At 37.1% G+C, this 25,306-nt stretch carries 21 protein-coding genes; 20 read left to right on the top strand and 1 reads right to left on the bottom strand.

Annotated elements, in window-relative coordinates; genetic code table 11:
* The first annotated feature begins 28 nt into the window (after window positions 1-28).
* The 17 genes from MV589_RS09960 to MV589_RS09880 all read left to right on the top strand — a co-directional run bounded on the left by MV589_RS09960 (window position 29) and on the right by MV589_RS09880 (window position 21,726).
* The gene (locus tag MV589_RS09960; RefSeq protein ID WP_297434448.1) at window positions 29-1,141 is read left to right on the top strand and encodes a glycosyltransferase family 4 protein; all 1,113 of its coding nucleotides are present in this window, start codon (window positions 29-31) and stop codon (window positions 1,139-1,141) included.
* The gene (locus MV589_RS09955; protein ID WP_297434447.1) at window positions 1,138-1,962 is read left to right on the top strand and encodes a glycosyltransferase; all 825 of its coding nucleotides are present in this window, start codon (window positions 1,138-1,140) and stop codon (window positions 1,960-1,962) included. Before MV589_RS09960 ends, MV589_RS09955 begins: the two co-directional genes overlap by 4 nt.
* A 314-nt stretch (window positions 1,963-2,276) precedes the next feature.
* Window positions 2,277-4,691 (top strand): phosphoenolpyruvate synthase, encoded by a 2,415-nt coding sequence (gene ppsA / locus MV589_RS09950; protein WP_297434444.1) that lies wholly within the window; start codon window positions 2,277-2,279, stop codon window positions 4,689-4,691.
* Window positions 4,692-4,694: 3 nt separating this feature from the next.
* Window positions 4,695-5,291, top strand: a complete 597-nt coding sequence (locus MV589_RS09945; RefSeq protein WP_297434442.1) for an HdeD family acid-resistance protein — start codon at window positions 4,695-4,697, stop codon at window positions 5,289-5,291.
* Window positions 5,291-6,193, top strand: a complete 903-nt coding sequence (locus MV589_RS09940; protein ID WP_297434441.1) for a beta/alpha barrel domain-containing protein — start codon at window positions 5,291-5,293, stop codon at window positions 6,191-6,193. Before MV589_RS09945 ends, MV589_RS09940 begins: the two co-directional genes overlap by 1 nt.
* Before the next feature lie 10 nt (window positions 6,194-6,203).
* Window positions 6,204-6,545, top strand: coding sequence for a carboxymuconolactone decarboxylase family protein (locus tag MV589_RS09935; RefSeq protein WP_297434439.1), 342 nt, complete (start codon window positions 6,204-6,206; stop codon window positions 6,543-6,545).
* Window positions 6,546-6,555: 10 nt separating this feature from the next.
* Window positions 6,556-7,947 carry a dihydrolipoyl dehydrogenase family protein gene (locus tag MV589_RS09930; protein ID WP_297434437.1) on the top strand — a complete coding sequence of 464 codons (1,392 nt, stop codon included), beginning with the start codon at window positions 6,556-6,558 and terminating at the stop codon, window positions 7,945-7,947.
* A 4-nt stretch (window positions 7,948-7,951) separates the two neighbouring features.
* Entirely contained in the window at window positions 7,952-9,229 is a 1,278-nt protein-coding gene (gene eno / locus MV589_RS09925; RefSeq protein WP_297434435.1) for a phosphopyruvate hydratase, read from the top strand.
* A gap of 11 nt (window positions 9,230-9,240) precedes the next feature.
* Complete coding sequence (gene gap / locus MV589_RS09920; RefSeq protein ID WP_297434433.1) at window positions 9,241-10,248, top strand: type I glyceraldehyde-3-phosphate dehydrogenase; 1,008 nt, start codon at window positions 9,241-9,243, stop codon at window positions 10,246-10,248.
* Window positions 10,245-12,944 (top strand): UPF0182 family membrane protein, encoded by a 2,700-nt coding sequence (locus MV589_RS09915; RefSeq protein ID WP_297434431.1) that lies wholly within the window; start codon window positions 10,245-10,247, stop codon window positions 12,942-12,944. Before gap ends, MV589_RS09915 begins: the two co-directional genes overlap by 4 nt.
* A gap of 20 nt (window positions 12,945-12,964) precedes the next feature.
* Window positions 12,965-15,583 carry a plasma-membrane proton-efflux P-type ATPase gene (locus MV589_RS09910; protein WP_297434429.1) on the top strand — a complete coding sequence of 873 codons (2,619 nt, stop codon included), beginning with the start codon at window positions 12,965-12,967 and terminating at the stop codon, window positions 15,581-15,583.
* Window positions 15,583-16,500 carry an LOG family protein gene (locus MV589_RS09905; RefSeq protein WP_297434427.1) on the top strand — a complete coding sequence of 306 codons (918 nt, stop codon included), beginning with the start codon at window positions 15,583-15,585 and terminating at the stop codon, window positions 16,498-16,500. The genes MV589_RS09910 and MV589_RS09905 overlap by 1 nt, the downstream gene beginning before the upstream one ends.
* A gap of 11 nt (window positions 16,501-16,511) precedes the next feature.
* Entirely contained in the window at window positions 16,512-17,777 is a 1,266-nt protein-coding gene (locus tag MV589_RS09900; RefSeq protein WP_297434425.1) for an MgtC/SapB family protein, read from the top strand.
* A gap of 9 nt (window positions 17,778-17,786) precedes the next feature.
* Window positions 17,787-18,527 (top strand): DUF6629 family protein, encoded by a 741-nt coding sequence (locus tag MV589_RS09895; protein WP_297434423.1) that lies wholly within the window; start codon window positions 17,787-17,789, stop codon window positions 18,525-18,527.
* Window positions 18,528-18,529: 2 nt separating this feature from the next.
* On the top strand, window positions 18,530-19,486 hold the full coding sequence (locus tag MV589_RS09890; RefSeq protein ID WP_297434421.1) for a thiamine pyrophosphate-dependent dehydrogenase E1 component subunit alpha: 957 nt from the start codon (window positions 18,530-18,532) through the stop codon (window positions 19,484-19,486).
* Window position 19,487: 1 nt separating this feature from the next.
* Entirely contained in the window at window positions 19,488-20,465 is a 978-nt protein-coding gene (locus tag MV589_RS09885; protein ID WP_297434419.1) for an alpha-ketoacid dehydrogenase subunit beta, read from the top strand.
* Complete coding sequence (locus MV589_RS09880; protein ID WP_297434417.1) at window positions 20,458-21,726, top strand: dihydrolipoamide acetyltransferase family protein; 1,269 nt, start codon at window positions 20,458-20,460, stop codon at window positions 21,724-21,726. The genes MV589_RS09885 and MV589_RS09880 overlap by 8 nt, the downstream gene beginning before the upstream one ends.
* A 270-nt stretch (window positions 21,727-21,996) precedes the next feature.
* Here MV589_RS09880 and MV589_RS09875 read toward each other — a convergent pair whose 3' ends face one another.
* Window positions 21,997-22,383 (bottom strand): DUF6858 family protein, encoded by a 387-nt coding sequence (locus MV589_RS09875; RefSeq protein WP_297434415.1) that lies wholly within the window; start codon window positions 22,381-22,383, stop codon window positions 21,997-21,999.
* A 92-nt stretch (window positions 22,384-22,475) separates the two neighbouring features.
* Between MV589_RS09875 and MV589_RS09870 the strand changes: the two genes are divergently transcribed.
* Genes MV589_RS09870 through lipA form a run of 3 tightly spaced genes read left to right on the top strand, consistent with a single transcriptional unit; the run spans window position 22,476 to window position 25,199 of the window.
* The gene (locus MV589_RS09870) at window positions 22,476-23,792 is read left to right on the top strand and encodes a dihydrolipoyl dehydrogenase family protein (RefSeq protein ID WP_297434413.1); all 1,317 of its coding nucleotides are present in this window, start codon (window positions 22,476-22,478) and stop codon (window positions 23,790-23,792) included.
* The gene (gene lipB / locus MV589_RS09865) at window positions 23,789-24,373 is read left to right on the top strand and encodes a lipoyl(octanoyl) transferase LipB (protein ID WP_297434411.1); all 585 of its coding nucleotides are present in this window, start codon (window positions 23,789-23,791) and stop codon (window positions 24,371-24,373) included. The genes MV589_RS09870 and lipB overlap by 4 nt, the downstream gene beginning before the upstream one ends.
* Window positions 24,360-25,199 carry a lipoyl synthase gene (gene lipA / locus MV589_RS09860; protein WP_297434408.1) on the top strand — a complete coding sequence of 280 codons (840 nt, stop codon included), beginning with the start codon at window positions 24,360-24,362 and terminating at the stop codon, window positions 25,197-25,199. Before lipB ends, lipA begins: the two co-directional genes overlap by 14 nt.
* Window positions 25,200-25,306 lie beyond the last annotated feature (107 nt).

The following is a 25,306-nucleotide window of genomic DNA, read 5'->3' as shown; positions in this document are numbered from 1 at the left end:
AATAGCTTGTAAAGAGGAAATATAAAAAATGAGTAAAAAAAATCTAATGGAGCTTTGCTTATCTCCTGATTTAGGTGGACTTGAATTATATATGGTTCGTAGTGCAAAAGCACTTGATAAAGATATGAATGTTATAAGCCTTATAAATTCAAAAGGTAAATTAGAACAGTACTATACAGGTACAACATATAAATATGAGATGTTAGATAAAAAATCAAATCTATTTATATTTTCTATGGCAAAAAAAATAGCCAATATTATAGATAAGAATAATATAGAGATCATCCATGCTCACTGGACAAAAGATTTACCAGTTGTAGTTTTAGCGAAGCTTTTATCAACATCAAATCCAAAAATAGTACAAACTAGAAATATGACTATGACTAGATTTAAAGATGATTTTTATCATAGGTGGTTATATAAAAATATAAATTTACTACTTCCTGTTACTCATCAGGTAAAAAAACAGTTAGAAAAATTTATACCTAAAGAGATTTGTCCACAAGTAGAAGTTCTATATATGGGTTCAGATAAGCCTGAAATGTTAGATGATGAAAAACAAAATGAGTTAAAAAAAGAGTTAGGGTTTAGTAAAGATAGCTTTAATGTTGGAATGGTTGGTAGAATCAATGAAGCAAAAGGTCAGCATTTACTCATAAAGGCTGTAGATATTCTTTTAAAGAAAGGATTCAATGTAAATGCTTATTTTGTAGGGCATCCTATGAAAGAATCATATTTGCTAGAGCTAAAAGATGATGTAAAAAAAAGATTTATAGAAAAAAATATCCATTTTTTAGGTTTTATGAAAAATCCACACCATTTTTATCAGATTTGTGACGCTGTGGTTTTAGCCTCAAAGAGAGAGACATTTGGATTAGTTCTTATTGAAGCTATGCAAGTAGGCAGTGCTGTTATTGGTTCAAATAGTGGAGGAGTGGTTGAAATCATAGATGATGAAAAAACAGGACTTCTTTTTGAAAATCAAAATGCCGAAAGTTTAGCAGAGGCTATACAAAAGCTTATAGAAAATCCTTCTCTAAAGAAAGATATGGCTCAAGCCGGACAAAAAAAATGTCAGGATAAGTTTTCAGATAAAAAACAGTTTGTTAAATTAAGAACTATATTAGAGAATATGGTATGAAAGTAAGCATAATTATAGCAGTTTATAAAGATATAACTGCCCTAAATCTTATAATAGAGGCCCTCAAAATACAAACATACAAAAATTTCGAAGTGATTGTTGCTGAAGATAACAACTCTTTTGAGATGAAAGAGTATATTAACTCTGTTAAGGAAATAGATATTAAACATACTTTTCAAGAAGATAAAGGTGTAAGAAAATCAAAATCTCAAAATAATGGAATTTTAAAGAGTTCTGGAGAGTATCTTATATTTTTAGATGGAGACATAATTCCATACTCTACTTTTGTAGCTGGTCATATTGCACTCGCGAAGGAAGGTGTGGTTTTAGCGGGGAGAAGGGCTAACTTAAATGCTAGGTTATCAAAAAAATTTAGAGAAGGTACTCTTAATCCATATAGCTTGCAAAAGCATTATCTAACTCTTGGTATTGAACTTATGTTTGATAAAAATACAAGATATGAACAAGGTATATATATAAATCCAAACTCATTTATATATAAATATTTTATCTCTACTAGAAAGAGAAATACAAGTTTGATTGGATGTAATTTTTCATGTTTTAAAAAGGATATGGTAGCTATAAATGGTTTTGATGAAAGCTATGGGGAATCTTCGCTTCCAGATGATGTTGATTTGGATTGGAGATTTCGTGCTTATGGTCTAAAACTTTTATCTTGTAAAAATGTAGCAAATGCATTTCACCTTTTTCATAAAAAGCAAAATAATCAGACAACGGAAGAGCAACGAAAAAGATTTGAAAAAAATCAAAAAGAAAATATATATGTATGTAAAAAAGGGTTAAACCAGCATATAACCTAAGTCTTTCAATACTATAAGTAATAATTATAAATACGGACTAGAAACAGTTTCAAAGATTACACTGCATCTATTTGATGATATTGGAAGAATGGTTCAAACACAAAAAATTCAATCAAGAAATTTACAAGCAACAACATCCTTATAAATGAAGCTATGCAATATAGTTTTATGCCATAAACATCTCAAATGCAAAATATGGGAAACATGCCTCATTAAAAATTTAAAAATACTCTTTAAAAGTGACATATGTCACATTGTGTTTACTTTAAGAGGGGTAAAATACATCTAATAACTTAATTAAATGGAGTTTTCAGATGTCACAAAATGTTAAATGGTTTAATGAGATAGGTATAGCAGATGTTGCCGAAGTCGGCGGAAAAAATGCTTCTTTGGGAGAGATGTATCAAAACCTAACGAGTGAAGGTGTTCGCGTTCCTAATGGTTTTGCTGTAACATCAGATGCGTATGTGCATCTGCTTGATGCAAACAATGCATGGAAAGAGTTACATGAACAACTTGACAATCTTGATGTAACAAGTGTAGATGCACTACAAACTGCAGGTAAAAAATGTCGTGACATAGTTTACAACTGTGAAATTCCTGCCGATTTAAAAAGTGACATCTTAAGTGCTTATGAAAAACTAAAAGAGGAGTACGGCGAAAACCTTTCTGTAGCCGTGCGCTCCTCTGCAACTGCTGAGGACTCACCAGAAGCCTCTTTTGCTGGACAAAACGATACTTACTTAAACATCGCAACTGCAGATGAACTACTTGACGCATATAAGCGTTGTCTTGCTTCAAACTTTACCGACCGCTCTATTCACTACAAATATGACAATGGATTTGACTACCTAAAAGTATATCTCTCTGTTGTTGTTATGAAAATGGTTCGTAGTGACATCGGTGCAAGTGGTGTTATGTTCTCACTCGATACCGAAACAGGCTTTAAAGATGTTGTCTTTATAAACGCAGCACTTGGTCTTGGTGAAAATGTAGTGCAAGGTACAGTTAACCCTGATGCTTTTTATGTACATAAACCGACATTCAACAAAGGTTTTAGAACTGTTCTTAAACGCTCTTTAGGCTCAAAAGAGAAAAAGATGATATTTACAGATACCATAAATCTTGACAATATCGCTGTTGAATATACAAAAAATATTCCAACAACAAAAGAGGAACAATCTCATTTTTGTCTGAGTGATGATGATGTTATGGTTCTTGCTGATTATGCAATCAAAGTTGAAAAACACTACTCTGAGAAAGCGGGCTATCATAAACCAATGGATATGGAGTGGGCAAAAGATGGTAATGATGGGCATCTTTATATGGTTCAAGCACGCCCTGAAACAGTTCAAAGCCAAAAACATGGAAATATTTTAGAAGTTTACCATATGCAAGAGAGTGGTAAAGTTCTCGTAACTGGTCAGGCAATCGGCACAAAAATTGGACAAGGAAAAGCACACTACATCAAAGGTGTAGAAGAGTTAGATACTTTTAAAGCTGGTGAAGTTTTAGTAGCAGATACCACCAATCCTGATTGGGAACCAATTATGAAGATAGCTGCTGCTATCATTACAAACAAAGGTGGGCGAACTTGTCATGCGGCAATTCTTTCACGCGAACTTGGCATCCCTGCTGTTGTGGGATGTGACAATGCTACAGAAGTTCTTGCCGATGCTGATAAAGTAACTGTAAGTTGTGCTGAGGGTGAAGATGGTCATATTTACGAAGGTATTTTAAAATATGAAATTCAAAAAACAGACCTCTCAAATCTTCCAAAAACAAAAACAGAGATTATGATGAATCTTGGAAATCCAGATCTTGCATTTTCTCTAAGTTCATTACCTGTTGATGGCATAGGACTTGCAAGAATGGAGTTCATCATTAATGAATATATACAAGCGCACCCTATGGCACTTAAACATCCTGAAAAAGTCGATGATGAAACAAGAGCAAAACTACAAGAACTTACTGAGGCATATAGCTCAATGGAAGACTTTTTTGTTAAAACACTCTCTGAGGGTGTAGCAACTCTTGCATCTGCTGTCTATCCTAAAAAATGTGTTGTTCGTATGAGTGATTTTAAATCAAATGAATATGCAACACTTTTAGGTGGTACTACTTTTGAGTTAAAAGAGGACAACCCTATGATTGGTTTTCGTGGTGCTTCTCGTTATGCTCATCCAAACTATGAAGAGGGATTTGCCCTTGAATGTGCAGCTATGAAGCGTGTACGAGATGAAATGGGCTTTACAAATGTTACGCTTATGATTCCATTTTGTCGTAGAGTACAAGAGGGTCAAAAAGTCATTGACACAATGGCAAAATATGGACTTAAACAGGGTGAGAATGGCTTAGAAATCTATGTAATGTGTGAAATTCCAAACAATGTCATTCAAATAGATGCCTTTAGTAAAATCTTTGACGGATTTAGCATCGGTAGTAATGACCTTACACAGCTTACACTTGGAGTTGATCGTGACAGCGAAGTGGTTGCGTTTGATTATGATGAGAGAGATGAGGGTGTCAAAGAGATGATTCGTCTAGCAACTGAGGGGTGTAAACGCAACAACCGTCATAGTGGTATTTGTGGTCAAGCACCTTCAGATTATCCTGAAATGGCAGAGTATTTAGTGCGTCTTGGAATTGACTCTATGAGTCTGAATCCAGATTCAGTGTTAAAAACAATAGAAAATATTGGTAAATTAGAAAAAAGTTTAGGGAGATAAACAATGTGGAGATGGCATAAAAATCTTAATTTAGAGATGAATCTTAATAAAAATTTGGTAGACAACTTCAAAAAACATGCCAAAATAAGTGGAAGTATCTTCGTCCTCGTTGGTGCAATAGGAATTATATTTCCTGCATTTATGAGTGTTACAACTGTAATGCTCGTAGCATACTTGATGATGTTTGCGGGTATCTCTGCAGGACTTTTAACATATAAAAGTAACAAAGAGGATTGGGCGGGATGGCTTAAAAGTTTCATTCTCGTTCTTGCCTCTTTTGTACTGCTCTACTACCCTCTTCAAGGTGCAGCTGCACTTGGGCTTGTTTTTGCCATTTACTTTTTTACAGATGCTTTTGCAGGTTTTGGATTGGCATTTTCACTTAAACCTCAAAAAATCTGGTTGGTATGGCTTTTTAATGCCATTACCTCTTTAGTCCTTGGTGTTTTATTTGTTATTGGTTGGCCAAAAAGTTCACTCTTTTTGATTGGACTTTTAGTCGGTATTAGTCTACTTTTTGATGGAGTATCACTTCTTTTAGGTGGTGCATTTGTTGAAGATGTAGATGATAAAGAAGATAAAAAAGATGGAGAAAAATAATGAAATTTAATGTACCAGCTGATGTGCCGGCAAAAAGAGTAGCACTCTATAAAAAAAATCTTAAAGAAGCAACAAATGGAACAAACCATCTAATGCTTTTTGCAGGTGACCAAAAGGTCGAACACCTTAACAATGACTTCTATGGCAAAGATATTCCATTAGAGGACAACTCCCCTGAACATATGTTTAAAATTGCTTCAAAAGCAAAAGTAGGTGTTTTTGCAACACAATTTGGGCTTATTAGCAGATATGGGCGTGATTATAAAAACATTCCCTACCTTGTAAAACTCAACTCAAAAACAAATCTTGTTCCTTATGATGAAATAGACCCCTACTCTGAAGCATGGTTAAGTGTTGATGAAATTGTAAACTTTAAAAAAGAGAGTGGACTTGACATTAAAGGTGTTGGATATACGCTCTATCTCGGTGGAGCAAATGAACATGCAATGCTCTCTCAAGCGGCAAAAATAGTCCATGAAGCACACAAAAACGGAATGATATGTGTCCTTTGGATTTATCCAAAAGGCAAGTTTGTAAAAGATGAACATGATGCACACTTAATAGCAGGTGCAGCCGGTGTTGGTGCAGCTTTGGGTGCTGATTTTATAAAACTTAAAGTGCCTTATACTAAAAAAGGCAAATTTAATGCAAAACTACTCCAAGAGGTCACAATGGCGGCAGGAAGAAGTGGTGTACTTTGTGAAGGTGGCGCTAAAATAGATGAAAAAGTATTTTTGCAAGAGTTATATGAGCAAAAAAGTATTGGTGGCAGCCGTGGAAACGGAACAGGTCGTAACATCCACCAAAGAGAGTTCAAAGAGGCTGTAAAAATGGCAAACGCAATTTATGCCATCACTTGTGAAAATGCAACAGTAAAAGAAGCACTGAAACTACTCAAGTAAGGAAGTCGTTATGAAAACAAATACTCAAAAACTTCAAGAGATAAAAGAGCTTATTGCAAAGCTCGAAAAAGATACGCCAACACAGATTAATGCCTTTAACAAGTTTATGCTTGCAACGGAAAAATCAACTGTGTTAGGTGATAAATATACAGAACTTATCAATGTAGCTTTAGCAATTTCAGCGCAGTGTGAGTGGTGTATAGCCCTACATGTAAAAGGTGCTTTGGGTGCAGGTGCAACAAAAGAAGAAATACTTGAAGCTGCAATGCAGGCTGTACTTATGCATGGAGGTCCGGCACTTATGTATATGATACCGGTAGAAGATGCAATAGAAGAGTTCACACAATCTTAAGGAAACAAAAATGAAAACACATTATGGTCTAATAGTCATCGGAGCGGGACCTGCAGGAACACCTGCAGCCATGACAGCAGCGAAATTTGGAGTAAAAACACTAATTGTCGATAAACGCGATGCACCTGGTGGTGAGTGCCTTTTTGAAGGGTGTATTCCCTCAAAAGTGCTTGAGAGTGCAGCCAATCACTACGCAGAGGTTGTCAATGCTAAAAAGTTTCATATAGAAGACAATCATCCACAAATGCATTGGGAAGCGGTTATAAAAGATAAAGATGAGATACTGCAAAAACGCTCACAAGCTGCTCTAATGCAGATTGAGCAACTCCCTTTACTTGACTTCAAACAAGGAACTGCAGAGTTTGTAGATACTCATACCATGCGAATAGATGGAGAACTTTTTAGCTTTGACAAGGCACTCATTGCAACAGGAGGCAAAACAAACATTCCTCCTTTTAAAGGAAATGGTGTAAGCAAGGCTTGGACAAACAGAGATGTTTTTTTAGAAAAAGAGTTGCCAAAAGAGATACTTTTCATAGGTGCTGGAGCGATTAGCTGTGAGCTTGTTCAAATGTTTAACAAGCTTGGCGTGAAGTGTCATATTTTAGAGCGTGGTTCAAGAATACTGAAACATATGAGTGAGCAGAGTGCAAACATTGTGCAAAAGAAAATGCAAGACAATGGTATTGTTGTTGATTGCAATGTAAATCTTGAGACAATTGATTATGAAAATGAGAAGTTCATTGTAAAATTTTCACAAAATGATCAAGAACGCAGTTTAGAGTTTGAAAATGTTCTTTTAGCAACGGGCCGCGGTGCAGATGTAGCAACACTTGGTTTAGAAAATGCAAAAGTGGAGTATGACAGAGGTGGCGTTGTGGTAAATAAAGAGCTGCAATCTTCACAAAAACATATTTATGCCTGCGGTGATTGTGTTCCTGCACCAAAGTTTGCCCATACGGCAAGCTATGAAGCAGGTGTTGTCGTGCATAATATGTTCGCACCATCCAAGCATGAAGTAAATTATGATAAAAACTCTTGGGTACTCTTTAGTGACCCACAAATTGGTGTTGCAGGCATCAATGAAGAACAAGCGAAAAAGCGTGAGCTTGATGTAGATATTGAACTGTATGATTTTGCACAAGATGCCCGCTCTCAAATAGACAAAAAGACTGAGGGCTATGTGAAGTTTATCATAGATAAAAAATCAAAAGTGATTCTTGGCATAGAGATTGTAAGCGAAGATGCCTCTTCTCTCATTGGAGAAGCAGCACTCATAGTTGCAAATGAGATGAGTGCTATGGATATCATGAAAGCCATCCATCCACATCCAACACTTACAGAGTCGTTTGGAAAATTAGCGCAGCAGATATTTTTTAAAAGCATGATGAAAAGAGGATAAAAGAATGACAAATTCAACAATTAAAAGCATAAAAGCATTGGAAATACTCGACTCACGCGGCAATCCTACAGTACGCGTTTTAATGGAACTTGAAGATGGTACAAAGGTCTCTGCTTCTGTACCCTCAGGTGCAAGTACCGGAGAGTATGAAGCAGTAGAACTTCGAGATGGCGATGCTTCTCGCTACGGTGGAAAAGGTGTTTTAAACGCAGTGGCAAATGTCAATGATAAAATTGCAGCTCTTGTTGTAGGAATGGATGCAAAAGAGCAGGCAAAAATAGACAGAGCGATGATAGAACTTGATGGCACTGAAAACAAATCAAACTTAGGTGCAAATGCAATTTTAGGTGTCTCAATGGCAGCAGCAAAAGCAGCCGCAGCTTCAAGCGGACTTGAACTTTACCAATACCTTGGCGGAGCAGATTCTAGACGTATTCCTGTACCGTGTATGAACATTTTAAACGGTGGAGAGCATGCAGACAATAGTGTCGATTTTCAAGAGTTTATGGCAGTGCCACTTGGCGCACCAACTTTTAGCGAAGGTCTGCGTTATGTAGCAGAGACTTTTCATGCACTCAAAAAGATTTTGGCATCAAGAGGACTTGCAACATCTGTAGGTGATGAGGGTGGTTTTGCACCAGATTTAAAAAGCAATGAAGAGGCAATGGAGCTTATCATAGAAGCCATCAAAACTGCTGGATTTGAACCTGCTAAGGACATCATGATAGGTATAGATAGTGCGGCAACCTCTTTTTGTACAGATAAAAAAGGTAATTATGACCTTAAATGGTCAGGTGCTGGTAAAAAGACGAGTGATGACCTTATAGCTCTTGCAAAAGAGTGGGTAGAGAAGTATCCTATTATCTTCTGGGAAGACCCATTGGCTGAAGAGGATTGGGAAGGTTTTGCAAAATTCACAGCAGAACTTGGAGATAAAATAGAGATAATCGGTGATGATATTTTTGTAACAAATACCAAATTTATTTCACGAGGAATAAAAGAGCATACAGCAAACTCTTCACTCATCAAACTCAACCAAATTGGAACAGTAACTGAAACTGTCGATGCGGTAAGAATGTGTCGTGACAATGGCTGGAGATACCTACTTTCTCACCGTTCAGGCGAAACAGCAGATACCTTTTTAGCAGACTTTGCAGTAGCAATGGACGGAGGACATTTAAAAACCGGTTCAGCCTCACGCAGTGAGCGACTTGCAAAATATAACCGTCTCTTAGAGATTGAGATGATGCTTGAAAATGAAGCAATATATACTTGGAAATAAGGAGAAGAATTATGAAAAAACGTGTAGCTATAAATGGACTTGGGCGTATTGGAAATCAGGTACTGAGACATTATATTAACAATCTGCCAGAGAATTGTGAAATAGTTGCAGCAAATACTTCAAGTGTTGAAGATGCTGCCTACCTTTTGAAGTATGATTCTGTGCATGGTAGAGCCAATTTTGACATTCAAACGCAGGAGAATAAACTCATAGTCGATGGGCATGAGATTACTATTGTGAGCAGTCACAACCCTCTTGAACTCCCTTGGAAAGAGCTTGGCATCGATATAGTTTTAGAGTGTACTGGGCGTTTTACTGATGGTACTTTAGCACAGCAACACATCACAGCTGGTGCAAAAAAAGTTATTATCTCTGCACCAGGGAAAAATGTTGACCTTACAATAGTTAAAGGTGTAAATGAGACAGAGTATGACAATGATAAACATCACATCATTTCAAATGCCTCTTGTACTACCAATTCACTAGCACCCGTTATGAAAGTGCTAGAAGAGAATTATGGCGTAGAAAATGCGATGATTACAACAACGCATGCATATACTTCTTCACAAGTCACAGTTGACAAGCGTGCAAAAAAACGCAGACGCGGTCGTGCATCGGCTGTCAATATTATTCCAACAACAACAGGTGCTGCTATTGCTACTGTAGAGGTTATTCCTGCATTAGAGGGTAAAATGGAAGCTATGGCACTGCGTGTACCTGTTCCTGATGGAGCTATTACAGAAGTTGTGGCACTCTTAAACAAAGATGTTACAAAAGAAGCACTCAACGAAACATTTAAAAAAGCCTCTGAGAGTGAACTACAAGGTATTTTAGAATTTACCACTGAAGAGATAGTCTCTTCTGACATTATAAACAACCGCCACTCTTGCATCGTCGATGGACTCTCAACTGCAGTGGTCGGAAACAAAATGGTAAAAGTTATGGCATGGTATGATAATGAATATGGATATTCACAAAGAATATTAGAAGTTGCGGATTATATTGCTGGACAATTATGAACAAAACTATAAAGAGAGTTATTGCATTAGCCTTACTATTACTGTCTGTATCGCTATTTAGCCTATTTGTAGACTATTATGGGGATTGGCTATGGTTTAAAAACTTAGGCTATAGCTCGGTTTTTGATACCAATCTTTTGGCGCAAATTCTCTCTTTTGTTCTCTTCTTTTTTATTTTTATTTTGTTCGCTGGGCTTAATCTCTATTATGCGTATCATAAACATGAAGAGCATCAGAGTTCTATTGCTTTTCTTGATAATGATTTACGGCAAAAGCTTTCATTTCTAAGTCATAAAAAATTCTCTATTTTGGCATGGGGTAGCATAGTCGTATTGTTTGGGCTTATTATGGGCTCTTCTGCATCTGCATATTGGATTGATTTTTTAAAATTTCTGCATCCCACTTCTTTTCATCTGCAGGAACCTATTTTAGGTAAAGATGTAGGATTTTACCTCTTTACACTTCCTGTTTATCAAATTGTACTCAACTGGTATTTTACAATGCTTGTTCTGAGCACTTTTTTTGTTGGCTTTTTCTATTATACGCATAATATTTTTAACTACCAAAATAATAGATTGCAAATTGAGACAAAAGCGAAGAGACATTTCTTGCTTTTAGGTGCATTTTTTACGCTTGGCATCTGTGCATATTATATTATAGAACTCTATAATATTCTCTACTCTTCCAATGGTGTTGCATATGGTCCTTCTTACATGGATGTCTATGCCCAAATTCCTGCTTACAAGACTATCATTGTCATGACAGCCATTGTTACGCTTCTTCTCTTTTTTTATCCACTCTATAAAAAAATGCAAGTTGTTGTTGGGGCACTGATTCTTTGGCTTCTTGTTGTCATTGGATTTGTTTGGATATATCCCTCTGTTGTTGAAGAGTACATTGTCAAACCAACCGAGCTACAAAAAGAGACTCCTTACATTGCAAACAATATAAAATTTACAACAAAAGCTTATGGACTAGACAAAATTCAAGTCAAACCTTTTGCAGCAGACAACAATGCAAGCTACCAAGATATTTTGAAAAATCATAACACAATCAAAAATATCCGTTTATGGGATAGAAGACCACTGATACAAACATATAAACAGCTTCAAGAGATTCGCCTCTATTATGATTTTAAAAATATAGAAGTAGACCGTTACCATTTTAAAAACTACACCGAAGTAGCTCTTGGAGCAAGAGAACTTCCAGCTTCAGAGATACCATACAGAGCGCAAACATGGGTCAATCAACATCTCATATATACTCATGGATACGGAATCGTTATGAATCCGGTCAATGAAATAACTGCAAACGGTATGCCAAATCTTATAGTAAAAGATATTCCACCCGTAAGTAGCGTACCATTAAAACTAAAACAAATGGGCATCTATTATGGTCAATCAACAGACCAGTTTGTTCTTGTAAATACAAAAGCAAAAGAGTTTGATTATCCAAAGGGAGAAAAGAATGTTTACACGCATTACAAAGGAGAGGGAGGAGTTAAAATATCTTCTCTTTTTAAACGTCTTGTATATGCGTGGAAATTTTCTGACATAAATATTCTTTTTACAACTTATTTGAGCAATAAAAGCCGACTGATGTTCTATAGAAATATCACTGAGCGCGCTGCAAAACTAGCACCTTTTCTTGCATACGACAGACAACCATATACGGTGATTGACAAAGATGGAAAAATTTACTGGATACAAGATGCTTACACAACAAGCAATATGTACCCATATTCAGAACCAATTTCACGCAACCCAATCAGAAGAGGCATCAACTACATTAAAAACTCTGTAAAAGTAGTGATTGATGCTTACAATGGTGATGTCTCTTTTTATGTTGTTAATCCTAATGATGCATTGCTTCAGACTTATGAAAAAATCTATCCAAAACTATTTAAGCCTTTTAAAGCAATGCCAAAATTTTTACAAGCGCATATCCGTTACCCTACAGATCTCTTCAATATTCAGGTAAAAATTTATAATGCTTATCATATGACTGATCCAAAGGTTTTTTATAATCAAGAAGATTATTGGCAAATACCAAATGTTATGTATGAAGGTCAAGAGCAAAAAATGGTTCCGTATTATATTATTATGCGTTTGCCAAAGATGAAAAGCGAAGAGTATATTTTGATGCTGCCGCTTAATCCTTCAAAAAAAGACAATATGGTAGCATGGATGTGTGCACGATGTGATACTCCTCATTATGGTGATTTGATAGTCTACACACTCCCTAAAGACAAGCTTATTTATGGACCTATGCAAATAGAAGCCAGAATTAACCAAAAACCAGAAATCTCATCTGAACTTACACTCTGGGGACAAGAAGGCTCACGAGTTATAAAAGGAAATCAGCTTGTTATTCCTATTAAAAACTCTTTTCTTTATGTAGAGCCTGTATATCTGCAGTCAGAACAAGGTCAAATTCCTGAGCTTAAAAGAGTGATTGTCGTATTTAAAAATAAAATTGCAATGAGGAGGACATTAGATGAAGCACTTCAAGCTATTTTTAATATCTCTGTATCGAAAACTAAATCGTTAAAAGCACCTGTTCTACAAGGAACAAAAGAGGCACTAAAACATTACAATCAGGCGTTGCAATTTTTGCAGCAAGGAAATTGGACAAATTTTGGAAAAGAGATGCAACAACTGCAATCTGTTCTTTCTAAAACATCTAAAAAAGAATAAAATATCTTTAGGAGTTAATTATGGATGAAAATGTGACCGGACTTACACAAGAAGAAGTTCAAGAACGACTAAAACAATATGGATATAACGAAATAAACGAAAAAGAGGAGACTTGGTATCAGAGGCTTTTCAAAAAGTTTTGGGGTCCTATTCCTTGGATGATTGAAATTGCAGCAGTTCTCTCAGCAATAGCACATAGGTGGGAAGATTTTTCCGTTATTATGCTTATGCTTTTAGTAAATGCCTTTGTTGATTTTTATCAGGAGTCAAAGGCTTTGAGTGCTATTTCTGTACTAAAGAAAAAGCTAGCACGCAAGGCACTTGTACTGCGTGAAGGTGAATGGAAAAATATAGATGCTAAAGAGGTCGTTCCTGATGATATTATTAAAATAAAAATCGGTGATGTTGTCTCTGCTGATTGTACTCTGCTTGGAGGTGGAGATTTCTTACAAGTTGATCAATCTGCACTTACAGGAGAATCTCTTCCTGTAAATAAACAAGTAGGTGAAACACTCTATGCAAATGCTATTGTAAAACAAGGTGAAATGATAGCAAAAGTAACGGCTACAGCACTAAACACCTACTTTGGAAAAACTGTAGGTCTTGTTGCTAAAGCAGAAAAAGAGGAGAGTGGACACTTTCAAAAAATGGTTATAAAAGTTGGAGATTTCCTTATTTTTATGACAATTTTTCTTATTGCCATCATTATTTGGCATGGTGTCTCAAAAGGAGAACCACTTTTAGATTTACTCATATTTGCACTCATTTTGACTATTTCTGCTATTCCTGTTGCTATGCCAGCGGTTCTCACTGTTACTATGGCTCTGGGTGCAAGAGTTTTAGCATCCAAAGAGGCAATTGTTACCAAACTTTCAGCTATTGAAGAAGCTGCAGGAATGGATATATTATGTTCAGATAAAACAGGAACACTCACTCAAAATAAAATGAGTCTCGCTGACCCATACCTCTCTAGCAATTACACAGAAGACCAACTTCTGTTATACGCTGCGTTTGCAAGTAAAAAAGAGAATGAAGATCCCATAGAAAAACCTATATTTGATTATCTTGATGCACACAAACTTAGTAACAAACTTATAGAAAAAAAGATGAAGAAATTTGTACCTTTTGATCCTGTAAGTAAGAAAACTGAAGGTATTTTTACTGACAATATGATTTATACCAAAGGTGCTCCTCAAGTTATTATTGAACTGTGTGATGAAAAAGAGTTTGATAAAAAAGAAGCATACAAAGAGGTAGACTCTTTTGCACAAAAAGGTTTTAGAGCATTAGGTGTCGGATATAAAAAAGCAGATGAAGACAAGTATCATTTTGTAGGGCTCGTTCCTCTTTTTGACCCTCCTCGTGAAGACTCAAAACAAGCAATAGCTGAAGCAAACGCAAAAGGTGTTTCAGTCAAGATGGTTACAGGTGATAATATCGCCGTTGCAAAATATATCTCTGGTATCTTAGAGATTGGTCAAGATATAGAGGACATCAAAGAGCTCAAAGGTCAAAGTACACAAGAGTATGTTTTTCTCTCAGAACTTATCTCTCGTTCTATCTTAAAAACAGTGCAAACTGGCATTGACGAAGAGACTCTCAATAAAGAAGTAACGGCAATTGTAAATAATGTACAAAAAGAGCTAAATTCACAGCCTCTTCCTGCAGGAAGCGTCAAACAACATGAATCTGAAATAGTTCAAATCATAGAAAAAGCAAATGGATTTGCACAAGTATTTCCAGAAGACAAATACTTCATAGTAGATAAACTACAAAAAGCAGATCATATTGTCGGTATGACAGGTGATGGAGTAAATGATGCCCCTGCTCTTAAAAAAGCAGACTGTGGTATTGCCGTAAGTGGTGCAACTGATGCTGCTCGTGCGGCAGCTGACATTGTGCTGATGGCTCCGGGTCTTCGTGTTATTGTAGATGCCATCGAGCAAGCTCGTATAGTTTTTGAGCGAATGAAAAGTTATGTGGTCTATAGAATTGCAGAGACGGTACGTATTTTGATATTTATGACACTCTCTATTGTTATTTTTGACTTTTATCCTATTACGGCTATTATGATTATTCTTTTAGCACTACTCAATGACATCCCTATTATGACGATTGCTTATGACAATACAAAAGTAGAATCAAAGCCTGTACGATGGGATATGAAAATGGTATTTGTCCTCTCAACATGGCTTGGTGTTGCTGGAGTGCTAAGTTCTTTTACTATTTTTTATATAGTTATGATTTACTTGAAATCACATCCTGATTCTGCAATGTTTTTACCAGAGATACCGTCATGGGTTAATATGAAAGATGATAAATCATTTTTAGCTTTTGTACAGACACTTTTCTTTGTAAAACTTATCATTGCAGGACACTATACAATTTTTAATACCCGTATAGCCGATTGGTTCTTTAAAAAACCATATCCATCATGGCCACTTGTAACGGCTTCACTCTTTACTGCATTAGCAGGAACCGCGATAGGTCTTTACAGTTTTGGTCTTATTCCTCGCATAAACTGGCAGTGGGCACTCTTTTTATGGGGGTATGTAACAACATGGTTTGTCTTTAATGACGTAGTAAAAATGGCTGTTATTAAATACTATAAAAAAAGATATGGCGAAGAGGCACTATAATGAAAAAGACAAAAAGAGGAACACAACTTCCTTGGGAAAAACCAAAGCTAGAATCAGAGGAGCCAAAGGTTCATGAACTGATAGAAAAAATAAAAAACAGCCCGACATATAGGCTTACAATAGAAGATGAAGATTTTTTAAAGTCTGATGCCGCAAGAGGTGTGCGTCTTGAACTTGATTACCTTAAAGCAGAACTTGAGATTCAAAAGCATGGTATTGAGCATACCATTGTCGTTTTTGGAAGTGCGCGAATTAAAGAGCATCAAACTGCAATGGATGAACTTAAAGAGATTCAAGAAAAACTCGACAAAAAACCAGAAAACAGAGAACTACTGCGTGAATTTTATACGGCTGAGCGTATGGTTGGAAAAAGTATTTACTATGAAGATGCCCGCAGATTTGGACGTCTTGTCGGTGAGAGTGGAGAAAATATAGATGACTGCAAAGTCGTTATAATGACAGGCGGAGGACCAGGAATCATGGAAGCGGCAAACCGTGGCTCATACGATGTAGGGGCAAAAACCATAGGTCTGAACATTCATCTTCCACATGAGCAGTTTCCAAATCCTTACATCACACCCGAACTCTGCTTTCAGTTTCACTACTTTGCAGTGAGAAAAATGCACTTTTTAAATCGGGCGAAAGCTCTAGTGGTCTATCCTGGTGGATTTGGCACGTTTGATGAACTCTTTGAGACGCTCACACTTATTCAAACGCATAAAACACACTCTATGCCGGTGGTACTTGTGGGTAAAAGCTACTGGGAAAAAGCAATAGATTTTGAATTTTTAAAAGAAGAAGGTGTAATTGCTCCGGATGATTTAAATATTTTTAAATTTGCAGATAATGCTGATGAAGCGTGGGAGCACATTATTAAATGGCATAAAAAAGAGGGAAATCCACTCTTCTCTGAGTAGATAGTAACAGTATGAGTATGAACATTGAACTTGTCCATTTTTTAGTTGTTAGTGCTTTTAGTTTTTTGATTGGCTTAGAAGTCAAGTCATACAGAGCACAAAAAGAGCAAGAATCTAAAATGCACTACTTTTTTGGTGATGTGAGAACATACAGCTTTGTGGGTATTTTAGGCTTTATACTCTTTTTAGTCGATAAAAGCACTCTTTTACTCTATGGAGCAGGATTTTTAGCACTTAGTGTACTCTATGCAGTACTTTATAATAATAATCTCAAAGATGGCAAACGCAGTATATTACTCTTTATAGTAATGCTCTTGGTCTATAGCTTCGGCCCATTGATAGAGTTGCAGCCACTTTGGATGACAGCGCTGCTTTATGTGAGTATCGTTTTCATACTCAATTCAAATCGGGGGATGGATAAATTCATTAAAGATATCAATATTACCGAGTTTGAGACACTTGGTAAAATGATTCTACTCTCCGCGGTCATTCTTCCTCTTCTACCAGATACAAAAATTATTCCATATATTCCACTCTCCCCTTTTAAGATATGGCTTGCTGTTGTTGTTATCTCTGCCATCAGTTATGGCGGATATATCTTGCAAAAGTATTTTTTCCCTTCCAAAGGGTACTTTTTAACAGGTATATTTGGCGGTTTATACTCATCGACTGCAACAACTGTTGTACTTGCAAGAAAAGCAAGGCAGGTAAAAGGGCTTGACGTTATAGATGCAGCCATTATCTCAGCAACTTCTGTGATGTACCTGCGTTTAATAGTCGTTGCATTTATTTTTAACTTCAGTATTGGAGAAAAAATTCTGTTACCTTTTGGTCTGTTATCACTTGTGGGTTTTATCATTGCATCTTTTTATCTAAGAAATAATGACAAACAAAAACAACATCCTGACATTGTTGATAAAAATCCACTTGAACTCAAAACTGCTTTTGTATTTGCATTTTTGTTCGTTGCAATGATAATTGTGACACAGTATGTAACAAGCAACTATGGAAAATCGGGACTCGAAATTTTGTCATTTTTAGTAGGTTTTACAGATATTGACCCTTTTATTCTCTCTATTTTAACAGGGAAGTTCAGTATTTCTTCCATTCAGATAGTAGCTGCTATAATGATAGCAGCAGGAAGTAATAATCTTCTCAAAGCACTCTATGCCCTCTGGTTTGGTGGTATAAAAAACAGTTACAAATCAGCTCTTTGGATATCTCTTTTAGGTTTGCTTACCATTGCGTTTGGTTTGGGTTATGAACATATTATGTAAGGAATTCGTATGGATATTTATTTCGCAGTTTTAAATTTTACACTTGCAGGTGCCATCGGTCTTATAGGTTTGCTTACTTTTACTAAGGTCAGTACCCCTAATGAGGTTATTTTTGCTTCACTACCGCTACTATTTGCACTGCATCAGTTTACAGAAGGGTTTGTCTGGCTAGGTGTCGGTGGACATATAGAATATCGTGCCTTAGAACTTGCCGCAGGAATATTTATCTACTATGCACAAGGTGTTTTACCATTTTTAATACCTCTTTCCATTTGGCTTATAGAAAAAGATGGCTACAGAAAAAAGCTTGTTGGTATGCTTACGCTACTTGGTTTAGGCTTGGCCGTTTATACGATGTATGGTCTGGCAATCGTTCCAAGTACAGTCACTGTCATAAACAATACACTCTACTATAACAATCCATGGACGGCGAATATCTATGATGCTACTATCTATATTCTTACCACATGTGGTGCATTAATGCTTAGTAGTTCCATTGCTGTAGCACTTTTTGGTGTTTTAAACCTTATAGGGCTTACTATAATTTTCTTACTGCGTCCTTATGGTTTCACCTCACTCTGGTGCCTCTATGCTGCCGTCATTAGTGGTCTCTTATATTTTCATTTTATAGAGAGACGTATTAAATTTTTACAAGACTTAAAAGAAAAAAGTACCCAGTTCAATGAAAAATTTAATAAAGAGTTAAACTCTTTAAATAAAAAAAGATTATTTACTTTTAAAAAGGCTTAATTATGAACAAATTACTAGCACAAGAGATTTACTATTTTATGGTTTTAGGTCGTAACTTTGAATACGCTGCCAAAGAGAACTATATGCAAGGCAATGTTTCAGGATTTTTGCATCTTGACATTGGGCAGGAGGCTTTTAGTGTTGCAGCTATGAAAGCCTTTGAAAAAGGCGATATTTTTGCAACTTATCGTGAGCATGTTATGGCTATGGCAAGAGGCATTGAGCCAAAAGCAGTAATGGCAGAACTCTTTGGTAAAGCAGAGGGTGTGAGTGGAGGCAAAGGTGGCAGTATGCATCTCTTTGAACCCTCTCGTTTCTTTTACGGAGGCGATGCCATCGTGGGTGGACAGATTCCAAACGCAGTGGGATGTGCCTATGCTAGAAAACTCCAAGGTGCAGAAGACGGTGTTATGGTCATCTTTGGCGATGGTGCAAGTAATGGTGGAGCATTTTTTGAATCGTTAAATATTGCCGCAACACATAAACTCCCGCTACTCTTCTTATGTGAAAATAATGAGTACGCTATCGGTACAAACATTAAACGCTCTGCACCATTTCGCGAGCAGGCTAAAAAAGCAGAGCCTTATATGATGACTCTTTCGGTTGATGGGATGAAAGCCGAAGCAGTTTATGAGACAATTAAAGAGGCTCAGAAACTCATTGAAGATGGGCATGGTCCTATTTTTGTGGAGGCTTTTACATGCCGATTTGAAGGTCACTCTGTAAGTGATGCAAATAGTTACAGAAGTACGCAGGAGATGAGCCATTGCAAGGCAAAAGACCCTCTGGTACATTTTAAAAAAGAGTTGTTAGAGAGATGGATGTGCAGTGACAAAGAGTTGCAAGAAATTGAACAAAAAGCACAAACAGCAGTAGATGAAGCAGTGGCATTTGCCAAGAATGCAACAGAGCCAAACGTAGCGGCTCTGTTTGAACATGTTTTTGTAGAGGAGGTCTGAGATGTTATACCGTGAAGCGCTAAATAAGGCACTTGATGAAGTGATGGCAATAGATGACACCGTGGTAACACTCGGTGAAGATGTGGGTCTGTATGGCGGTAGTTTTCGTGTAACTGAGGGGCTGGTAGAAAAATATGGCGAAGAACGTGTTATAGATACCCCCATAGCAGAACTAAGCATTGTAGGAAATGCAGTAGGAATGGCAATAGGTGGTCTTCGTCCTGTTGCTGAGATTATGACAGGAAACTTCTCTTTACTTGCGTTTGACCAGATTATAAACCATATGGCGAAACTCCACTATATGAGTAATGGTAAAGTGATTTTACCTATGGTAGTGCGTTTTCCACAAGGTGTTAGTAAACAACTCGCAGCACAACATAGTGAGAGTTATGAGCAGATGCTTTGTAGCGTACCAGGGCTTAGAGTGCTTAGTGTTTGCGATGTAAATTATGCCTACCATGCACTAAAATATGCCATCCTTTCAAATGATCCTTTTGTATTTATAGAGCATGAACTTCTCTACAATAAAAAGGGAGAGGTGAACTTTGAAGAGCAGCTTGACCCGTTTAAAGCGCGCATTGTTAAAGAGGGAGAGGACATTACCATTATCTCTTATCTGAAGATGGTTGATGACGTAATGCAGAGTGTTCCTGCCATTGAGAGTGCATTAAATTGTTCATGTGAAGTTATAGACTTATGTTCACTCAATCCTATAGACTATGAAACATTGGCAGCATCCATTAAAAAAACTTCACGTCTTGTAATGGTGGAAGAAGACCATAAAACAGGTGGATTTGGTTCACAAGTAGTCGCATGGGCGGCTGAAGAGATGTTCTACGAGCTTGATGCTGCGCCGCTGCGTTTAGCTGGAGCAGATGTTTCTATTCCTTACAACAGAACGCTAGAACTTGCATCTATTCCTACACCAGATTCTATTGCCCAAGAGATTATAGCGTGGGGGAGAAAAAACGATGTATGAGATAGTAATGCCACAACTCTCTGACTCAATGGAAGAGGGAAAATTAGTAAGCTGGAAAGTAAGTGTTGGTCAAAGTGTCAAAAGCGGTGATGTTATTGCTGAAGTGGAGAGTGACAAGGCGATTATGGAGGTGCAAACCTTTAAAGATGGTGTTGTCAAAGAACTTTTAGTAAAAGAAGATGATGAAGTGAAGATTGGGACTGTTATTGCGCGTATTGAAACGGGTGCAACAGCTTCTACAGAACAAGCACAAGCAGCAACTAAGCCGAAAACAGCGCCAAAAGAAGAACAAACTTCGAAAAAAGAAGAGACAAAAAGTGTTTTAGATGAGATATTTGATACATCCTCTGTTGCTCCAACAACAACAAAGCAGAGCCAAGCATCACATATTTCACATAAAACACAAAGTGGCATATCTCCAAAAGCCAGAGCAAAAGCCGCTGCTGTGGGTGTTGATATTGAAAAACTTCAGGCGAAAATGCCACAAAAAGTGCTTCATACAGAGGATGTCGATGAGTATGTCACAGAGAAGTATTTCACGCCAAAAGCTTTGAAACTATTGCAAGAGTACCAGCTAGAGCATTCACTTTTTGAACTTAATCATAAGATAGACAGCGATGAAGTGCAAACCTACATCGATGCAAATGAAATAGCACTTCCAAAAGCACTCTCACCGATGCAAAAAGCAATCATTGCAAATGTAACGCGTTCTGCTCAAAAGCCCATTTATCACATCTATGAATCCGTAGATGCCAAACTTTTTGAGGCACACCACACACATAGTATGACAGCGTGGCTTGTAAAGATTTTTGCAAAAGTAATGATGCAGCATGAAAGTTTTCGCACAACACTTTTGGACAACGCCCTCTCCATCGCTCCAAATGCTTCGCTCTCCATCGCCGTAGCAGATGCAAAAAATCTCTATATGCCCGTCATAAAAGATGCAAACAGACTCACAATTTCTGAAATAACAGAGCAACTCGCTGCGTTTAAAGAGAAGCTTAAAACTAATAATTTTAGTGCAAAAGATATGCAAGACGGTACTTTTGGTATTTCAAATCTTGGAATGCTTGGCGTTGCGCGTTTTGATGCAATGATAAACAAAGATGAGAGTGCCATTGTTGCAGTAGGTGGCATAAGTGATGGCAAAATTAGTGTAACACTTACAGCAGACCATCGACTTATAAATGGTTACGAAGCAGCACTTTTTATGGCGGATGTCAAAAAAGAGGCAAGTGAGCCTCTTAATTTTAAGGAGTAGCAAGTGCCTGACCATAATAAATGTCATATTCAACAACACTTAAAAGGTTTAGATTCAAGGCAAACTTTGGTTAGCGATACTAGTATCGTTAGCCGAAGTTTAACGAAGAAGATAAGCCTTTTAAGTGTTGCCCTTCGGGTGAAGAAAGAAAACACAATCTACTTTGTTAAAAATCCTTGAAGCTACTAGTAGCTCCTGCGAATTTTCGCCTTGTACCTTATGTTTTCTTTCTTCATTGAATTATGACATTTATTATGGTCAGGCACTTAATTATTTTTGAAGTTCTTTGATCCAAGACTGCATCCAAGCATTCACTTCGGGTCTTGGAGTCTCTAAAAATTCTAAAACGAAACTCTCTTTAGTTTCACAAATAGCGATTGATTTTGGTCTAAATACCAAAATTTCAATATTTTTAATAGTATGTCCAAAACAAAAGAGAAGATTTTTAGCATTGACGATCGTATCTAAAATTTCGCCATTAAGCTCTTTTGTATGTGCATAGTGGTCGAAAACAGTGATGAAGACAGCCTCTGGATTCTCTTGTATCTTTTGTTTAAAGTGTGTAATAATTTCATCAATATTTGAGACTTTTGCCTCAGATTTTGAAATTTCCATAGCATACATTGGATGTGTATCTAAAAGTATTGATCTTTTCATTGTTAGTCCTTATATTTTTGTTAATTATAGCTTATAAAAGAGTATGAAAAATAAATATCCAAATTGATATAATTTGAGAGTAGGAGAAAAAAATGTATGACATTATTTACATAGGTGGCGGGCTGAATTATGCCGGAGCGATTGTCGCTGCAAAAAACGGAAAAAAAGTGGCACTTATTGAGAGTGATATGAGTCAGATTGGTGGTGTTTGTCTTCATAAAGGGTGCATACCTTCTAAAATGTTCTTGCACTACTCAAATCTTGTTTATGAGTCACAAAACGAAATAATTGAAGGCTCACTGCGTTTAGATATGAAAACACTCTTTGAGAAAAAAGATGCTCTGCTTAAAAGTGTCACAAAAGTGCTGCAGAAGCAGTGTTCTCATTTTGAGTTGATTGAAGGAAAAGGAAAGTTGATTGCATCGCATAAAGTGGAAGTCAACGGCAAAGTGATAGAGGGTGAATATATCGTCATAGGGACGGGTTCTTCGCCTTTTATTCCTGAGGGCATTGCTCACAATGCAAAAGATATTATCATCAGTGATGATGTCTTAAACTTGCAGGAACTTCCGAAAAAAATATCCATTTATGGAACGGGTGCTATTGGGCTTGAGATGGCAAGTTTTTTTGCAACGGCGGGCGTGGAAGTGACCCTTCTCAATAGACACGACAAGGTGCTAAAAAAGGCGCATCCTAGCATTGAGAGTGCTGTGCAGACGCAGCTTGAAAAACTCGGCGTAAATATTTTAAGTAATCATCCTGTCAGTAAAGCAACCTCAACAAAAAAAGGTGTGCATATCACTTATGAGAATGGCAGTAGTAACTACACAGAGATGCTGCTTGTTGCAACAGGAAGACGACCAAATGTAGATGTGATAGGCTGTGATACAGTGGAAGTGAAACATGGCATTGTCACGGATGCTTTCTTTGAGACAACTCTTGAAAAACATTACGCCATAGGAGATTGTAACGGCAAGCTCCAACTTGCTCATGCAGCCCGCGCAGAAGCTTTAAATGTAACAGAGCGCATCTTGGGTAAAAATCCTCGTGCTCTGAATTTAGAACATGTTGTGAAGTTTATCCATATACTGCCAATGAGTTATGCAGTCGTTGGAAAAACGAAAATGCAACTAGAGAGTGAAGGTATAAACTACAAAGAGAGTCTCGTTACACTTAACCAGTTTACATACTCTGTTTACAACCATGCAAGCAAAGGCATAATGGTAAGTTTTGCGGATGAAGAGGGCTTTATTTTGGGTGCTGAAATTTTAGCGCCAAACGCTGAAGAGCTCATTGCCACAGTTGCTATGAGTTTAGCAGGAGAGATGGATGTCGCGCAAGCAAAACATACCATTTTGGCACATCCAACTTTTTCTGAAGCATTAGAGAGAACCTTATATAAATTATGATTGTTCATAAGTGGGGAGAAATTGGCTATAACGAAGTAAGAGAGAAGATGCAAGAAGTGCATCAATTCGCAAAAAATGATGGGCAAAATCATCTTATTCTCTGCTCTCACCCTCCCCTATTTACTGTTGGTAGTGCCGAAAAAAAGTGTTTTAATGTAGAAGTTATTAAAACAGATAGAGGCGGTTCCATTACCTGCCACTCTCCTGGACAAAATATCTACTATTTCTGTTTTGGGGTAAAAAACCCTGCAAAATTTTATAAAAAAGTTCTTACTGCGTTTGAGGCTTTTTTTATGAAATATCTGCCGGAAGTAACTTACAACAAAGAACAAGCCGGCTTTTACATCCAAAACCGTAAAATTGCTTCGCTTGGATTTCGCTATTCGCAGGGGGTTTCTTTGCATGGAGTAGCTCTCAATGTAGATGTTGATTTGGATTTTCATTCACAAGTTAACCCCTGTAATTTAGAGGGCATTGTACCAACTTCTCTTGCTAATGAGGGTATCAATCTCACGCAAGAAGCAGTAAACGCAGCAGTAGTACACTTTTTAGAGGAGAGTTTTAACGATGCAGCCATTTAAGCCAAAGGTCAAAGCCCCAGCTCCTGAATTACTACACAATATGCAAGTAGTATTGCAAAATAACCAGCTTACAACGGTATGCGAAGCGGCAGCTTGTCCAAATAGAGCGGAGTGTTACAGTCGTGGAAGTGCTACTTTTATGATTTTAGGAGATGTTTGCACACGAGCCTGCACTTTTTGTAATGTAAAAACTGGACATGGGCAAAAAGTAGATGTTGATGAGCCGCTGCGTTTAGCGACCGCCATTAAAGAACTGGATTTAAAATATGTCGTCATTACTTCGGTGGACAGGGATGATTTGAAAGATTATGGTGCAGGGCATTTTACCGCTTGTGTGAAAAAAATAAAAGAGCTCAATCCTGAAATAAAAATAGAGCTTTTAACACCTGATTTTCGTAACAACAAAGCTTCTCTAAACGCAGTAATAGCAAGTGATGCCCATAAACTCGCACATAATCAGGAGACGATACGAAGACTCAGTAAAAGTGTGCGTCCACAGAGTGATTATGACCGTTCATTAAAAGTTTTGGAGTATTATGCTAAAAATTCTAACAAAATCATCAAATCATCTTTGATGGTGGGACTTGGGGAGCGTGAAGATGAGTTGCGTGAAAGTATGCGTGAACTTTTGGATGTTGGTGTAAGTGAGCTGACAATTGGGCAGTATTTGCAACCTACACCGAAGCATCACAGGGTTGAAAAGTATTATGATACGCAGTTTTTTGAAGATCTGAAGGCTGAAGCTTATGCTATGGGATTTAAAGCAGTGGCTTCAGGCATTTTGGTGAGAAGTTCTTATTTTGCAGAGCAATCCTATAAAGAATAACTTAAACGGAGCGAAAAAATAAAAAAGACAATAGCCTAGTAACAGTAAAACCTCAAAGAACACTTTCAAGAGCTTTTAACTCTTGAGATTGTTTGATTTTTGAAGCA

Origin of the sequence: Sulfurimonas sp. (genome assembly GCF_026991475.1) — a bacterium.
Taxonomy (GTDB): domain Bacteria; phylum Campylobacterota; class Campylobacteria; order Campylobacterales; family Sulfurimonadaceae; genus Sulfurimonas.
Note: the sequence above shows the minus strand (reverse complement) of the source record. Positions and strands in the feature narration are given on the sequence as shown.